This window comes from Streptomyces sp. NPDC006309 (genome assembly GCF_040613095.1).
In the GTDB taxonomy this organism is placed as follows: Bacteria; Actinomycetota; Actinomycetes; order Streptomycetales; family Streptomycetaceae; genus Streptomyces.
In genome coordinates this window covers 107,126-122,418 of record NZ_JBEXRO010000021.1, presented here as the reverse complement: position 1 = coordinate 122,418, position 15,293 = coordinate 107,126, and the positions used below count along the sequence as shown (strand labels likewise).

Below are 15,293 nucleotides of genomic sequence, written 5' to 3'. Positions count from 1 at the left end.
CTCCCCAGGCGCCGCGATCCGGTCGTACGCGTCCTGCCACCCAGTCTGTCGGGTAGGCCGGGTTCCCGCGTCACCGCGACGTCACAGCCTCGCACCAGCCACACTCTGGTCAAATTTTCTTGCACATGCATAAGATGCACGTGCGTTAATTTGCGAGACGGCATCACCGGCATCACTCACCTGGGGGACCCATGACCCGTCGCTTCCTCTTCGTCCTGGGCAGCGCCCGCGCCGAGGGCAACACCGAACTGCTGGCCCGCGAGGCAGCCGAGCAACTGCCCGCGGACGCCGAGCAGCAGTGGATCCGGCTCGCCGACCACCCCCTGCCCGACTTCGTGGACCTGCGGCACGACAGCGACTACGTCCGGCCGTCACCGGACACCCCCGCCGGCCTGCTGCTGGACGCCACGCTCGCGGCGACCGACATCGTGATCGCTTCGCCGCTGTACTGGTACTCGGTGTCCAGCCTCACCAAGCGCTACCTCGACTACTGGTCGGCCTGGCTGCGCACCCCCGGCGCCGACTTCAGGGACACGATGGCCGGCCGTACGCTCTGGGGCGTCGCCGCCCTCGCGCACGACGAGCCCGCGGTAACCGCCCCCTACACCGGCACGCTCATCCACTCCGCCGCCTATCTGAAGATGCGCTTCGGCGGGGTCCTGCTCGGCAACGGCAGCGCGCCGGGTGACGTACGCGGGGACGCGGACGCGCTCGCGCGCGCGAAGACGTTCTTCGCGCGGGACGCTCCGCTCGCGCGCTTCCCCCACGAGACGGCCGGCGTCTGAGCCGCGCCCCGAGGTCAGGCGCTGATGTCCTTCGTCGTGAACCGCGCCCAGGCCGCCGAGCCGAACACGGCCGCGTACAACGCCTGGAGGCCGAGGTTGCGCGTCAGGCCGTCCCAGTAGACGGGGTCGCGCATCAGGTCGGCGAAGGACAGCCAGTAGTGCGGGAACAGATACGGCTGGAGCGCGTGCAGCTGGGGTATCTGGTCGACGATCTGGACGGTGACGAGCAGGCCGACCGTGGTAGCCATGGCCGCGATGCCGCTCTGGGTGAGCGTCGACACGAACAGGCCGACGGCCGCCACCCCGGCCAGTGAGGCCGCCACGACCAGGGCGATGAGCAGGGCCCGGCCGAATCCCTCGGCGAGGCCGATCCGGGTGCCGGAGATCGTGGTCAGCTCGCCCAGCGGGAAGAGCAGTACGCCGACGGCCAGCGCGGAGACCGCGACGACCAGGGTGGCGAGCAGGCAGAAGGCCAGTACCGTCGCGTACTTGGTGAGCAGCAGCCGGGTGCGGCCGGCCGGAGCGACCAGCAGATAGCGCAGGGTGCCGCCGCCCGCCTCCCCCGCGATCGCGTCACCCGCGACGACACCCACCGCCATCGGCAGGAAGAACGGCAGGGTGGCGGCCAGCGCGGTGAAGACCAGGAACAACCCGTTGTTGGTGACCTGCGTGAGGAACGCCGGGCCCGCGCCGTTCCCGCCCGCCGGGGCGCCGTCCCGCGTCTCGATCCGCACCGCGACCCCGATCAGCACCGGCACCGCGGCCAGCACCCCGAGCAGCGCGAGCGTGCGCCAGCGGCGGACGGTGGTGACCAGCTCGCTGCGCAGCAGTCCGAGCGTCCACAGCGGGTTCGGCTTGCGCGCGGCGCCCGCCGGGTCAGCGCGCGACATCGAACCCCTCCCCCGTCAGCGCGACGAACGCGTCCTCCAGCGAGGCCCGTTCGACGGTGAGGCCCCGGACCCGGACACCCGCGGTGACCAGGGCCGCGGTCACCTCGGCGAGGTCCCGGGCCGGCGGTTCGCCGGTGACCCGGTCGCCGTCGGCGGCCACGTCCCCGACGCCCTGCTCCTCGAGCACCCGGGCCGCCTCGGCCGTGTCCGGGGTGGTCACCACCAGCCGGCCGCGCGCCCCGGCCGCCAGGTCGGCCACCGGCCCCTGGGTGACGAGCCGGCCCCGCGTCATGACCGCCGCGTGCGTGCACACCTGCTCGATCTCGTCGAGGAGGTGGGAGGAGAGGAAGACGGTCGTGCCGTCGGCGGCCAGCTCCCTGATCAGGGTGCGGATCTCCCGCATGCCCTGCGGGTCGAGGCCGTTGGTGGGCTCGTCCAGGACCAGCAGTGCGCGGGGCCGGAGCAGCGCGGCGGCCAGACCGAGGCGCTGTTTCATGCCCAGCGAGTACGCCTTCGCCTTCTTGCCGGCGGCGGCCGTGAGACCGACCCGGTCCAGTGCGGCGGCGACGCGGGCGCGCCGGGTGCGGGGGTCGGCGGACGGGTCGGCGGCGTCGTAGTGCAGCAGGTTGTCCCGGCCGGAGAGGAAGCCGTACAGGGCGGGCCCCTCGATGAGCGCGCCGACCTGCGGAAGGACCGTGCGGGCGGCCCGGGGCATGGGCCGGCCCAGGACCCGGACCGTGCCCGCGGTCGGTTCGATCAGGCCCATGAGCATGCGGATGGTGGTGGTCTTACCGGATCCGTTGGGGCCGAGGAAACCGAAGACGCTGCCCGCCGGGACGGTCAGGTCGAGACCGTCGACGGCGAGCTGTCCGCCGCGGAAGCGCTTGGTGAGCCCGCGCGTGGCGATGACGCACGCCCGCGCCACCGCGGGCCCGGGCGCCACCGCGGGCCCGGGCTCCGGCGTGGGCCCCCGGCCGGGTTCCGCGGCGGACGGCTCGTCCATCGGCCCCCCTCGCTTCGTCGTGCCCGGACGGGTTACTTCGCCGCGTCGGCCGCCTTCACCAGGGCGTCCTTGGTGACCGCGCCGGCGTAGACCTTGCCGTCGTCGGTGATCAGGGCGTTGACCAGGCGGGTGGAGAAGACCGTGCCCTTGCCGAAGGCGCCGGAGACCGGCTCGCCGAGCGAGCCGAGGAAGCCGCCGAGGTCACCGCCCTTGGAGCCGGTGGGCAGGCCGCCCTTGGCACCGGTGTCGAAGGCGGCGACGGACGTCCAGCCCTTGCCGAGGACCGTGGCGCCGCCCAGCCCCTTGGCGAACTCCCCGCCGCCCCGCGGGCCGTGCTCCCACGCCGGGGACCCGTTCCTGGACTTCCCGTCCGCCTTCGGGGCGTGCCCGGGAACCTCGGCGCCGTCCTCGCCCTCGGTGACCTTCGCGCCCTTGGGCGGGGTGAAGTCGAAGGTGGAGGCGGCCGGTTCGGCGAAGGAGACGCGGGTGAAGCCGGCGTCGACCACGGCGGCGCCACCGCCGCTCGGGGTGAGCGTGAACTTCAGCGGCAGGCCCGTCCGCGCGTCCACGGCGATGCTGATCGCGCCGACGGTGGTACCGGACTGCCTGGGCTTGATCAGCAGCTTGTAGGCGTCGCGCCCGGCGACCTGGGCGGTGCCGTCGACCGTGACGGACGTGGTGGCGTCGACCGACTTCAGGGCCTGTTCGGCGAAGTCCTTCGGCGTGGCCGGCGGCCGGGTCCCGCGGTCCCCGCCGGAGCCGGCCGCGGTGGAGTGGTGGACCTCGTTGCTCTTGCTGTCGTAGCCCCAGACGTCCTTGCCGTCGTGGATCAGGCTGTACTCGGCGCCGCTCTCCAGCAGCGACAGTTTCTGCCGGTCGGGGCCGTCGGCGGCGACGCGCAGGGTGTGCGTGCCGGAGACCAGCTCGGTGAGCCTGGTCCGCGGGTCGGCGGAGGAGCCGTCGCCGGAGCCCTTGTCCGCCCCGGAGAGCAGGCTGCTCTCCAGGCCGCCGAGTTGGGGCAGCCCGAGGTCGGTGCTGATCTTCACGGTGCCGGACAGCTGCTGCACGTCCGACCTGGCGATCTTCTCGACGAGCTGCTGGGCGCTGATCCTCGGCAGGTCGGGGTCACCGGAGTCGGCGAGCGCCGGGACGAGCCCGATCGTGGCCGCGGCCACCCCCACCACCGCGACCGGGACGGCGTACCGGGCGGCCTTGCGCCGGCCGGTTCGCGGGTCCTCGTCGTGCGCGGCGCCCACTGCGTCATCGGATGCGTACGGTGCCATGTGTGCCTTACCTCCGTCGTCGGCGGCGGCTGTCCCCACGCTGGTCCACCTGAGCCGCCATTCTCACCCGAATCGGTGAGGAGTGGTGATTTCCGTAGTGACCATCTGACCAAATCGGCCGCGCGGAAGCGTCAGCCCTCGGGGCCAACTCCGTGTACGCCTGCGGTATGACATACGGAGGCGGCGTCTCCCCCGACCCGTAGGGGTCGTGCGGGAGGACGCCGCCCGAAGATGTGTCCGGCCGGTTCAGCCGGCGCGGTGCACCACCGCGTCGCACAGCTCCAGCAGCGCCGCCTTGGCGTCGCACTCCCGCAGCGGCGCCAGCGCGGCCCGCGCCTCCTCCGCGTACCGCACGGTGTCCCGGCGGGCCTGCTCCAGCGCGGGGTGCGCGCGCAGCGCGGTCAGCGCCTCGGCGTGCCGGGCGTCGTCGCTGAGGTCGGAGTCCAGCAGCTCGCACAGCGCGAGGTCCTCGGACCGGCGCAGCCGGGCGGCGCGTTCGCGCAGCCGGAGCACGGGGAGGGTGGGGATGCCCTCGCGCAGGTCGGTGCCCGGGGTTTTCCCGGACTCGTGGGAGTCGGAGGCGATGTCCAGGACGTCGTCGGCGAGCTGGAAGGCGACGCCGAGCCGTTCGCCGTACTGGGTGAGCACGTCGACGACCCTTTCGTCGGCGCCGGACATCATCGCGCCGAACCGGCACGCCACCGCCACGAGGGAGCCCGTCTTGCCGCCGAGCACGTCCAGGTAGTGCTCGACCGGATCGCGGCCGTCCGAGGGACCCGCGGTCTCCAGGATCTGGCCGGTGACCAGCCGTTCGAACGCGAGGGCCTGCACCCGGACCGCCTCGGGGCCGAGGTCGGCGAGGATCTGGGAGGCGCGGGCGAAGAGGAAGTCACCGGTGAGGACCGCGACGGAGTTGCCCCAGCGCGTGTTGGCGCTGGCCACGCCGCGCCGCACGGCCGCCTCGTCCATGACGTCGTCGTGGTACAGCGTGGCCAGATGGGTCAGCTCCACGACCACGGCGGACGGGACGATGCCCGGCGCGTAGGGGTCGCCGAACTGTGCCGCGAGCATCACGAGCAGCGGCCTGAACCGCTTCCCGCCGGCCCGTACGAGGTGCTGCGCGGCCTCCGTGATGAACGGGACCTCGCTCTTGGTGGCCTCGAGCAAGCCTTCCTCGACAGCCGTCAATCCGGCCTGGACATCGGCTTCCAGAGCCTGGTCCCGCACGCTCAGCCCGAACGGCCCGACGACGGTCACGAGGGGTCTCCTGTCTGCTGCTGTCTGCTGGCGATCACACGGTTTGTCGATAGGTCGCTGCCCTCACTCAACTCAGCGTATCCGGTCCCCTTTCGATCACCGATAGCGCCCACCGGTCCAGCCTGGGCGGTATCGGATCAGAACGGGCGTGAGGGTGATCAGGCGGTAAGAACGGACATTTATTGACTTAACAGCAATTCATATGTCGTTCCGCGACTCCTCCACCCCTTCCGTCGAACCTCGGGGCGGGAATGCGCCGATTCCCTCTTGTCTGTTTTGAAGTGTTTTGCCTTTTCGTGAATTGGGTCACGCGGCGTTCCGGCCGGCCCCTGCTCCCCCACCCTGCCGAACCCTTGCCCCGTGGGTGAGTTGAGGCTTGGCAGCCGCAAAGGATCAAGCACCCCATACGGCGTCTATCAAGGTCAAATAGTGCGTTGTGTGAATCCGGCACTTGTTCCCGACATGTGCTCTCGCATACGTTCCCGGCCGTCGGGCGGACGCCTAATCCTGCCGCCGCCCGCATCACCCATCGACGAACTCATTCGTACGGCAGGAGCGGGGGACCCAGGTAAGCCGCCGGGCCGGAACGGCACACGCCGCGCCGGAACGGCTAGGGGTGAAGCCGTGCCTCCTCCAGGGCACGGCCGGGCGCCTCCCCGCCCGAACCCGACAGCTCACCTCGCAGGCGTAGGAGAGGAACTTCCCCATGTCTGCCGCCGTTCAGCACCGCCGTTCGCGCAACAGCCGCCTCGTCCGCGCCCTCGCCGCCGTGGGCACCGGCGCCGCCGTCCTCGCCCTGCCGCTCATCGGCGCCACCAGCGCCGCCGCGGCCCCGGCCACCGCCACGACGGCCGCCACCACCCCCGCCGGCTACCCGAACACCCTCGACGGCTGGATCCGCGAGTCGCTCGCGATCATGGCCCAGAAGGGCATCCCGGGCACCTACAACGGCATCTACCGCAACATCATCCGCGAGTCGTCGGGCAACCCGGCCGCCATCAACCTGTGGGACTCCAACGCGGCCGCGGGCATCCCGTCCAAGGGCCTGCTCCAGGTCATCGACCCCACCTTCAACGCCTACCACGTGGCCGGGACGTCGTTCGACATCTACGACCCGGTCGCGAACATCACCGCCGCCTGCAACTACGCGGCCGCGCGGTACGGCTCGATCGACAACGTGTTCGGCGCGTACTGATCGGCACCGGCGGCGGCGCTGCTGACATCCCGGTCAGTCGGCCGGGAACAGTCTCTCGAGGACGACGGCGACACCGTCGTCCTCGTTGGACAAGGTGACCTCGTCCGCGACCGCCCTGAGTTCGGCGTGGGCGTCGGCCATCGCGACGCCGTGGGCCGCCCAGTCGAACATCGGGATGTCGTTGGGCATGTCACCGAAGGCGACGGCCCGTCCGGCGCCGATCCCCAGCCGCTCCGCGGCCAGCGCGAGCCCCGTCGCCTTGGTCACCCCGGTCGGCTGGAGCTCCACTGTCCCCGGCCCGGACATCGTGACCGTCGCCAGGGAGCCCACCACCGCGCGCGCCACGGCCGCCAGCTCGTCGTCCGACAGTTCGGCATGGCGCAGCAGCACCTTGCTGATGGGCGCGCGCCACAGGTCGTCCCGCCGGCCGACCCGCAGCGCGGGCAGCGTCGGATGCGGCATCCGGTAGCCGGGCTCGATGAGCGTGAGCCCGTCCACGCCGTCCTGGTCGACCGCCGCGAAGACCTGCCCCACCTCCGCCTCGATCTTGCCGAGCGCGGTCTCCGCCAGCTCCCGGTCCAGCCGGACCGACCACAGCAGGCGGCCGGTCCCGGCGTCGTAGAGCTGCGCGCCCTGCCCGCACACCGCGAGCCCCGTGCAGCCCAGGCGCGCCAGGAGCGGCCGTACCCGCGGGGCCGGGCGGCCCGTCACCACGAGGTGGCGGGCCCCGGCCCGCGCCACCCGCGCGAGCGCGGCGAGCGACCGGTCGGAGACGGTGTCGTCGCCGCGCAGCAGCGTCCCGTCCAGGTCGGTGGCGATCAGGGCGTACGCGGGGGTGGGTGCCATGATCAGAGAATACGGACACCGCACCCAGCCGACTCACCTCGTTCTCCGGGCACTTACATGCCGACCGGCCCCGACCGGCCGGTTCCGGCCGGTCCCTGCCGGCCCTTCGGCCGTGGTCCCCGGCGGCCCTTCGGCCGTGGTCCGCGGCGGCTCCGGCACCGCCTGCCCGGACGGAGGCGGAACAGGTGACGGACCCCGACGGGACGCCTCACCCGTGGGCCGCCGCCAGGTGCCTCGTCAGCCGCGGGGAGGCGAACTCCGTACCGCAGACGAAACGCATCACCGGGCCGTACGAGGACGCCGCCGGCAGGCCGGTGAAGTACAGGCCGGGCACGGAGGAGACGTAACCGGGGCCGAGTCTCGGCGTGCCGCGGCTCACCGCGAGCCGGGAGCGCAGTCCGGGGCCGAGGAAGTCCATCGCCGCGACGTCGACGCGGTAGCCGGTGGCGGCGATGACGTGGTCGGCGGTGAGCCGCTCGGTCCGTCCGGCGTGGGTGCGGACGGTGACCACGGGGCTGCCGTCCGGGGCCTCGGCGCCCACCACCCGCTCGACGTCCCGCACCCGCACACCCTTCTCGAAGCGCTCGCGCAGCCACCAGGCGCCGAGCGGACCGAGAACCCGGCGGACCAGGTAGTGGCGGGTGGGCTCGGGCAGGAAGCGGTACGGGTGCGGGTGGTGGCTGAGCGCCCACAGCGACCAGGCGCGGCCGAACGGGGACCGCGGCCGGAACGCCGGCTGCTGCCAGGGCGGGCTGCCGAAGGCGACCCTCCCGCGTCCGCGCGCGACCACGCGCACGCGTGCACCCGCCTCGGCGGCGAGCGTCGCCGTCTCCAGCGCGGACTGGCCGGCGCCGATGACGATCAGCTCCCGGCCGGCGAACCGGCCGAGGTCGTGGTGCTGGGAACTGTGCGAGACGGGACCGGACGGGGAAGGCCCGCCGGGCGCCGCTCCCGCCAGCTCCGGCGGCAGGTGGGCGAGTCCCGCCAGGCCGGTGGCGACGACGACCGCACGCGCGGTGAACAGCTCCCCGGAGTCCAGCCCGAGCGCGAAGCCGCCGCCCGGGCCGCGGTCGGCCGAGACGACACGCACCCGCTCCAGGCCGGGGACCAGCCGCTGCTGGAACCACTCGCCGTAGGCGGTGAACGTCTCCACCGGGATGATGTCCTCGTCGCTCACCAGGCGGCGGACGCCGGCCGCGTCGCAGTAGTCGGCGAGGGTGTGGCCGGGCTGGGGGCAGTCGAGGTTCGAGGCTGCGGGCGTCGACTTCAGGAGCATGCCCTCGGGCATGTGGTCACGCCAGCTGACCATGGGCTCGCCGAAGACGCGGACGGGGATGCCGCGCGCCCGCAGATGCGCGGCGGTGGACAGGCCGAACGGCCCCGCCCCGATGACTGCAACCGGTCGATTCACGAAGTCCCTCCCCAGGACGTGGTGCGCCACACCGTCGTGGCCTTGCCTGCTTCGTGCGTTGCCTGCTTCGTGCGTTGCCTGCTTCGTGCGTTGCCTGCTTCGCGCCTCGCCTACTTCGTGCCTGGCCCGCCGCTTCGTGCGGTGCCGTTGCCGCGGTGGTGGGCCCGCCACCGCTGACAGAGGTGCTTCGCGCCCGGGCGCACGAAGCGGGCGAGCATCGTGAGGAACGGCAGCGGGTCGTCACCCGCGAACCAGGCCAGCTCCGTCCCGCTCGCCCGCACCGGCGCGTGCGGTGTCGTGTAACCGCTGCGGCGGTAGGCGAGGAGGGCGGGCAGGTCGATGTTCTCCACGACGTAGCGGTGGCCGGCGCGCTGTTCCCCCCGCGGGACGGCGCGGCCGGTCAGGTGCAGGTGCAGCGCGCGTACGACGTCCACGCCCGACTCGTTCTCGAAGAGCCGGAACTGGGCGCCCACCCGCGGGTTGAAGTCGAGGAGTTTGTACCGTCCGTCGCGCCGGTCGAAGCGCAGGTCGAGGTCGAGGACACCGCTGAAGCCGATCTGCTTGACGAAACGTGCGGCGAGCCCGGCGAGTTCCGGGTTGTCGACGACGTACGCGTTCGTCGTCATGCCGGCGTGCGGTGGCCAGGAGCGCACCTTGACACCGGTGAACAGCGCGAGCGGGCTGGAGTCCTGGTCGAAGCAGGCGTGCACGATCCAGTCCTCGGCGTCCTCGCGCGGCAGGTACTCCTGGAGGATGACGCCGGGTTCCCCGCCCCAGCCGCGGGCCAGGCTGAGCAGTTCCTCGCGCGTGCCGATCCTCGTGGTGCCGTTCACCGCGGGCCGCCTGCGCCGCACGAACGCCTCACGGTTCTTGGCCACCACCGGGAAACCGGTCCGGTCCGCGAAGGCGACGACGTCCTCGTACGACCGCGGGAACGCAGCCGTGGGACTCGCGACACCGTGCTCTGCGCACAGTTCGTGCAGCCCCTGCTTGCTGGCCAGCCGGCGCGGCAGCACCGGGTCCACGCGCGGGAAGAGGAAGGGGCCGGCCAGGTGGTCCTGGTGCTCGGCGATCAGGACGGCGGCCTCCTCGTCCGTCGGGATCAGCACGGCCGGGCGGCCGATCCGGCGGCCGATCCGCAGCAGGCCCTCCACCAGGTGGTCCGGGTCCTCCGCACCGGTCGTCGGCCACACGAACGCCTTCCGCAGGTACCGGGAGGAGGCCGCCGGTGTGTACGGGTCCTCGGTGATCGCGTACATGGGCACCCCCAGGCGGCCCAGGCTGCGGATCGCGCCGACGCCTCCGTGGTGCAGCGGGTAGTGGCCGAACTTGACGATCAGGCCCGGCACGTCGCGGTCGGCTGTCCACGGCTCGCAGGCTGCGTCCTCGGCCACGGGTCCCCTCACGTGTTCCCCCAGATGGAACGGATCCGCCCCGTCCGCGTCCCGAAAGGACGCTAAGCCGGAACTACCGCCTCCGACAAGGCTTATCCGGACATGGCGAACTCTTTAGACACTGTGCGGGCAACCTCCCGGACGCCTCGGAAGGCACTGCCCAAGACACGTGGATCAGCCGTAACGTGTGGCGCGACCACATGGAACGCAGCGCCATGCATGGCCTGGATGAGAGCGAGGCAGCACCCCATGCCCCCCTTCGACGTCCCCGAGGGCGACCCCTTCGGCCCGCACAACCTTCCCTACGGCGTGTTCTCGCCCGCCGGCAGCACCGAGCCGAGGGTCGGAGTCCGGCTCGGGGACCACGTCCTCGACGCGGGCGGCGCCGCCGCGGCACTCGGCTCGCCCCACCACTCGCTGCTCGGGCGGCCCACCCTCAACCCCCTGCTGGCCGCCGGCCACGGCACCTGGTCGGACGTACGGCGCGACCTCGTCTCCTGGGTCACGGATCCCGCGCACCGCGCCACGGTCGAGCCGCTGTTCCACCCCCTGTCCGAGGTGACCCTGCACCTGCCCTTCGAGGTCGCCGACTACGTCGACTTCTACGCCTCGGAGCACCACGCCCGCAACGCCGGCCGGATCTTCCGCCCGGACGCGCGGGACTCCCTCATGCCCAACTGGAAGCACCTCCCGGTCGGTTACCACGGGCGTGCCGGCACGGTGGTGGTCTCGGGCACGGACGTCGTACGGCCGTCCGGACAGCGCAAGGGCCCGGGCGACCCGGTGCCCGTCTTCGGCCCGTCGGTCCGGCTGGACATCGAGGCCGAGGTCGGCTTCGTCGTGGGCGCCCCCTCTCGGCCGGGCCGCCCGGTCGGGCTCCGCGACTTCCGGGAGCACGTCTTCGGGCTGTGCCTGCTGAACGACTGGTCCGCGCGGGACATCCAGGCCTGGGAGTACGTCCCCCTCGGCCCGTTCCTCGCCAAGTCCTTCGCCACCTCGGTATCGGCGTGGATCACCCCGCTGGAAGCACTGGAGCACGCGCGCGTGGCACCCCCGGAGCGCACGCACCCCCTGCTGCCCTACCTGGACGACACGGTGCCCGGCGTGGACCCCGGCGGGTACGACCTGCGCATCTCCGTCGCGATCAACGGCCATGTGGTCGCGGAGCCGCCGTTCTCCACCATGTACTGGACCGGCGCCCAGCAGCTCGCCCACATGACGGTCAACGGCGCCTCGCTGCGCACCGGCGACCTGTACGGCTCCGGCACGGTCAGCGGCCCCGCCGAGCACCAGCGCGGTTCCCTGCTGGAGCTGACCTGGAACGGCCGCGACCCCCTCGAACTGCCCGACGGCAAGCGGACGTTCCTGGAGGACGGCGACGTGGTGACGCTCACGGCCTGGGCACCCGGCGCGGACGGACGCCGGGTGGGACTGGGCGAGGTCACCGGACGCGTCGTGACGGGCTGACCCACCGGCCGCCGACCCACGACCACTGCCCCGCCCGGGCCGCCCCCGGCCCACGGCCACTGCCCCGCGCCGTGTCCGCCCCCGCCACCTTCCGCCACCGCCACGGCGCCCGGCAGCGGGCCTCGGCCCGGGAGCGGCCTCGGCACGGGAGCGGGCCCGGCCCGGGCACAGGAGCGGGGGCGGACACGGCGCGGGCACGGGAGCGGGGGCGGACACAGCGCGGGCACGGCACGGGAGCGGGCCCGGCACGGGCACGGGAGCGGGGGCGGACACGGCGCGGGCACGGGAGCGGGGGTGGGAGTGGGAGCGGACACGGCGCGGGCACAGAAGCGGGCCCGACGCGGGCACAGGAGCGGGGTGTGAGCCGGCGGCGGGCATTACGCGGGCAGCCGCATGGCACCACGGAAGCCGCCCCCACGCGCGCCTGCCGGGGCCGGCGCCCGCACCGCCGGACGTCCCCTCCGGACACCCCGGGCCCCGCGAGTCGCCCCCCGCGCGTGCCGCGGTCCGCCCGGATCGGCGCCGACACCTGACTCCGGGCGCCCATGTTCGTCATACTGACAGGGACACGCACCACACGCGGCGCGCAGCCGCCCGCCGCGTGCCCGGCACCACCGACACCCACACACCTCTCCGACCAGGAACCGGAGCCCCGGCATGACCGTCTGCCTGCTCCTGCTGAGCGTCGTCGCCCTGACGGCCGCCGTGCCGGCACCGCGCGCGCTGACCCGCGCCGCCTGGCCCGAGCGGGACCCCGTGGTCGCGTTGTGGGTGTGGCAGTGCCTGGTCGCCACCGTCCTGCTGTGCTGCCTGACCGCGCTGGTCCTCGGCACGGCGGCCGTCTTCCACACCGTCCGCGACCGCGTGTTCGCGCCCGCGCCGCCCGCCGTCACCGCCGCGTACGACCTGTCCGCCGCGCCGGTGTGGGCCGCCGCGCTCACCGTGCTGCTGGCCTGCGGGGCCGCCTGGACGACGGCCATGCTGGGCCGGGAACTCGTCGACGCCCACCGCAGCCGCGGCCAGGCCAGGGCGCAGCTGCGGGAACGCGCCCCCGACCTCCCGGCCGGACTGCCGCCGGCGCGCGGGCCGATGCTGGTGCTGGAGGACGAGTACCCGGACGCCTGGTGGCTGCCCGGGCACCCGCCGCAGCTGGTCGTCACCACGGGGGCGCTGCACCGCCTCACCGACCACCAGCTGGACGCCGTCCTCACCCACGAGCGCGGCCACGCACGGGCCCACCACAACTGGCTGCTGCACCTGTCCACCGCACTGGCCACGGGCTTCCCGCGCGTGCCGCTCTTCGCCCACTTCTGCGACCAGACGCACCGCCTGGTCGAACTGGCCGCCGACGACACGGCCTCCCGGCGCTGCGGGCACCTCACCACGGCCCTCGCGCTGATCGAGCTGAACCAGCACCGGGGTGTCCTGTCCTGCGACTCCAGCCGCCGTCTGCTCGGCGAACGCGTGGACCGTCTGCTGGAGCCGCCGCCTCGGCTGCTGCGCCGGCACCGGGCCCTGACGACGACGGTGGCCGCGTTGGTGCCGCTGGTGCCGCTGCTGATCACCTTCGCGCCGGGTCTGACGGCACTGTCCTGACCGGCCCGCCGGGCGGCAGCTCCCGCCCGGCGGCCGGGGAAGGCCGGGGAAGGCCGGGGTCCGGCGCGGGTCCGCCGGGCCCAGGGCTCCCCTACCGGCTACATCCAGTCGTCGGGCTCCGGCTCGTCCTGCGGTTCGGGCCAGTAGTCGTCCGGGGACGCGGCGCCCGCCGGGGCGGTGGTGGCCGAGGTGGCGGCGGTCGGGGCGGTGTCCGGGGCCGGTCCGTCCAGGGAGGCCAGGACCTCCAGCACGCCTTCCCCGTACGTCACCAGCTTCTTCTCGCCGACGCCGTTCACCGCGCCCAGTTCGCGCACCGAGCCGGGCCGCTGGGTGACGATCTCCCGCAGGGTGGCGTCGTGGAAGATGACGTACGCCGGGACGCCCTGTTCCCGGGCCTGTTCGGCCCGCCAGGCCCGCAGCGCCTCGAAGGCGGGGAGCAGTTCCCCGGGCAGCTCGGCCGCGGCGGTCCTGGCCTTGCGGTCGCCTCCGGAGGCGCTGCCCGACCGCGACCGGGCGGCGGCCGGTTTCTTCGGCTCCTTGCGCAGCGGCACCTCGCGCTCCCGCCGCAGCACCGAGCCGCTCGCCTCGGTGAGCGTCAGGGTGCCGTACTCCCCCTCGACCGCGAGCAGGCCCTGGGCGAGCAGCTGCCGGATGACGCCCCGCCATTCGCCCTCGGTGAGGTCCTGGCCGATGCCGAAGACGGACAGCTGGTCGTGGTCGAACTGGATCACCTTGGCGGTGCGCTTGCCCAGCAGGATGTCGATGATCTGGACCGCGCCGAACTTCTGTCCGCGCTCCCGCTGCAGCCGCACGACCGTGGACAGCGCCTTCTGCGCGGCGACGGTTCCGTCCCAGGTCTCCGGCGGGGTCAGGCAGGTGTCGCAGTTGCCGCAGGCCACCGGCTCGGGGTCCTGGCCGAAGTAGGCGAGCAGCTGGCCGCGGCGGCACCGGGCCGTCTCGCACAGGGCGAGCATGGCGTCGAGATGGGCGGCGGCACGGCGGCGGAACGCCTCGTCGCCCTCGCCGGACTGGATGAGCTTGCGCTGCTGTATGACGTCGTTGAGGCCGTACGCCATCCAGGCCGTGGACGGCAGGCCGTCGCGGCCCGCGCGGCCGGTCTCCTGGTAGTAGCCCTCGATGGACTTGGGCAGGTCCAGGTGCGCGACGAAGCGGACGTCCGGCTTGTCGATGCCCATGCCGAAGGCGATGGTCGCCACGACGACCAGCCCTTCCTCGCGCAGGAAGCGGGACTGGTGGGCGGCGCGGACGCGCGCGTCCAGGCCCGCGTGGTACGGCACCGCCGCGATGCCGTTGGCGGTCAGGAACTCCGCCGTGCGCTCGACCGAGTTGCGCGAGAGGCAGTACACGATGCCGGCGTCCCCCGGGTGCTCCTCCCGGAGGAAGGCCAGCAGCTGCTTCTTGGGGTCGGCCTTGGGCACGATCCGGTACTGGATGTTGGGCCGGTCGAAGCTGGCGACGAAGTGGCGGGCCGTCGGCAGGTTCAGCCGCTCGGTGATCTCCTGGTGGGTGGCACGGGTGGCCGTGGCGGTGAGGGCGATCCGCGGGACGTCCGGCCAGCGCTCGCCGAGCAGGGACAGGGAGAGGTAGTCGGGGCGGAAGTCGTGGCCCCACTGGGCCACGCAGTGTGCCTCGTCGATCGCGAAGACGGAGATCTTGCCGCGGGAGAGCAGGTCCAGCGTGCTGTCCAGGCGCAGCCGCTCCGGCGCCAGGTACAGCAGGTCCAGCTCGCCGGCCAGGAACTCGGCCTCGACCGTGCGGCGCTCGTCGAAGTCCTGGGTGGAGTTCATGAAGCCGGCGCGGACGCCGAGGGCGCGCAGGGCGTCCACCTGGTCCTGCATGAGGGCGATCAGCGGGGAGACCACCACGCCGGTGCCGGGCCGGACCAGGGCCGGGATCTGGTAGCACAGCGACTTTCCGCCGCCGGTCGGCATGAGGACGAGGGCGTCGCCGCCCGCGACCACATGCTCGATGACGGCCTGCTGCTCGCCCCGGAAGGCGCCGTATCCGAAGACCCGGTGCAGCGTGGCCAGCGCCTCGCTGTCGGTGGCCAGTGCCTCGCTGTCGGCCGTGCCCGGCCCTTCGGTCACCTGTGGCATCTCGCTGATCCCGCCCGTCGCGCCCATCGTCGTGTCCCCCGTCGGTCCC

At 73.3% G+C, this 15,293-nt stretch carries 12 protein-coding genes and 1 riboswitch; of the genes, 4 read left to right on the top strand and 8 right to left on the bottom strand.

Features of this window, described 5'->3' with window-relative positions:
* Nucleotides 1–191: 191 nt before the first annotated feature.
* Nucleotides 192–785, top strand: a complete 594-nt coding sequence (locus tag ABZ117_RS25145) for an NAD(P)H-dependent oxidoreductase (protein ID WP_356824037.1) — start codon at nt 192–194, stop codon at nt 783–785.
* Nucleotides 786–799: 14 nt separating this feature from the next.
* On the opposite strand, the gene ABZ117_RS25140 is transcribed toward ABZ117_RS25145, so the two are convergent.
* The 4 genes from ABZ117_RS25140 to ABZ117_RS25125 all read right to left on the bottom strand — a co-directional run bounded on the left by ABZ117_RS25140 (nt 800) and on the right by ABZ117_RS25125 (nt 5,218).
* Nucleotides 800–1,675, bottom strand: coding sequence for an ABC transporter permease (locus ABZ117_RS25140; RefSeq protein ID WP_356824036.1), 876 nt, complete (start codon nt 1,673–1,675; stop codon nt 800–802).
* On the bottom strand, nt 1,662–2,678 hold the full coding sequence (locus tag ABZ117_RS25135) for an ABC transporter ATP-binding protein (protein ID WP_356824035.1): 1,017 nt from the start codon (nt 2,676–2,678) through the stop codon (nt 1,662–1,664). Before ABZ117_RS25135 ends, ABZ117_RS25140 begins: the two co-directional genes overlap by 14 nt.
* Nucleotides 2,679–2,710: 32 nt before the next feature.
* Complete coding sequence (locus tag ABZ117_RS25130; RefSeq protein WP_356824034.1) at nt 2,711–3,961, bottom strand: DUF2092 domain-containing protein; 1,251 nt, start codon at nt 3,959–3,961, stop codon at nt 2,711–2,713.
* Nucleotides 3,962–4,207: 246 nt separating this feature from the next.
* Nucleotides 4,208–5,218, bottom strand: a complete 1,011-nt coding sequence (locus tag ABZ117_RS25125; protein ID WP_356824033.1) for a polyprenyl synthetase family protein — start codon at nt 5,216–5,218, stop codon at nt 4,208–4,210.
* 520 nt (nt 5,219–5,738) lie between these two features.
* Nucleotides 5,739–5,921: riboswitch (cyclic di-AMP (ydaO/yuaA leader) on the top strand.
* 3 nt (nt 5,922–5,924) lie between these two features.
* Between ABZ117_RS25125 and ABZ117_RS25120 the strand changes: the two genes are divergently transcribed.
* A complete protein-coding gene (locus ABZ117_RS25120; protein WP_356824032.1) occupies nt 5,925–6,413 on the top strand; it encodes a transglycosylase SLT domain-containing protein in 489 nt (162 codons plus the stop codon).
* Nucleotides 6,414–6,446: 33 nt separating this feature from the next.
* Here the strand turns inward: ABZ117_RS25120 and ABZ117_RS25115 are convergent, their stop codons facing one another.
* The 3 genes from ABZ117_RS25115 to ABZ117_RS25105 all read right to left on the bottom strand — a co-directional run bounded on the left by ABZ117_RS25115 (nt 6,447) and on the right by ABZ117_RS25105 (nt 10,064).
* A complete protein-coding gene (locus ABZ117_RS25115) occupies nt 6,447–7,259 on the bottom strand; it encodes an HAD family hydrolase (protein WP_356824031.1) in 813 nt (270 codons plus the stop codon).
* Nucleotides 7,260–7,467: 208 nt separating this feature from the next.
* Nucleotides 7,468–8,670: an FAD-dependent oxidoreductase gene (locus tag ABZ117_RS25110; RefSeq protein WP_356824030.1), complete on the bottom strand. Its 1,203-nt coding sequence runs from the start codon at nt 8,668–8,670 to the stop codon at nt 7,468–7,470.
* Nucleotides 8,671–8,780: 110 nt separating this feature from the next.
* On the bottom strand, nt 8,781–10,064 hold the full coding sequence (locus tag ABZ117_RS25105) for an ATP-grasp domain-containing protein (protein ID WP_356824029.1): 1,284 nt from the start codon (nt 10,062–10,064) through the stop codon (nt 8,781–8,783).
* Nucleotides 10,065–10,313: 249 nt separating this feature from the next.
* Between ABZ117_RS25105 and fahA the strand changes: the two genes are divergently transcribed.
* On the top strand, nt 10,314–11,531 hold the full coding sequence (gene fahA / locus ABZ117_RS25100) for a fumarylacetoacetase (RefSeq protein ID WP_356824028.1): 1,218 nt from the start codon (nt 10,314–10,316) through the stop codon (nt 11,529–11,531).
* Between the two features lie 657 nt (nt 11,532–12,188).
* Nucleotides 12,189–13,127 carry a M56 family metallopeptidase gene (locus ABZ117_RS25095; protein ID WP_356824027.1) on the top strand — a complete coding sequence of 313 codons (939 nt, stop codon included), beginning with the start codon at nt 12,189–12,191 and terminating at the stop codon, nt 13,125–13,127.
* A 98-nt stretch (nt 13,128–13,225) separates the two neighbouring features.
* Here the strand turns inward: ABZ117_RS25095 and recQ are convergent, their stop codons facing one another.
* Nucleotides 13,226–15,244, bottom strand: coding sequence for a DNA helicase RecQ (recQ, locus tag ABZ117_RS25090; protein ID WP_356824026.1), 2,019 nt, complete (start codon nt 15,242–15,244; stop codon nt 13,226–13,228).
* Nucleotides 15,245–15,293 lie beyond the last annotated feature (49 nt).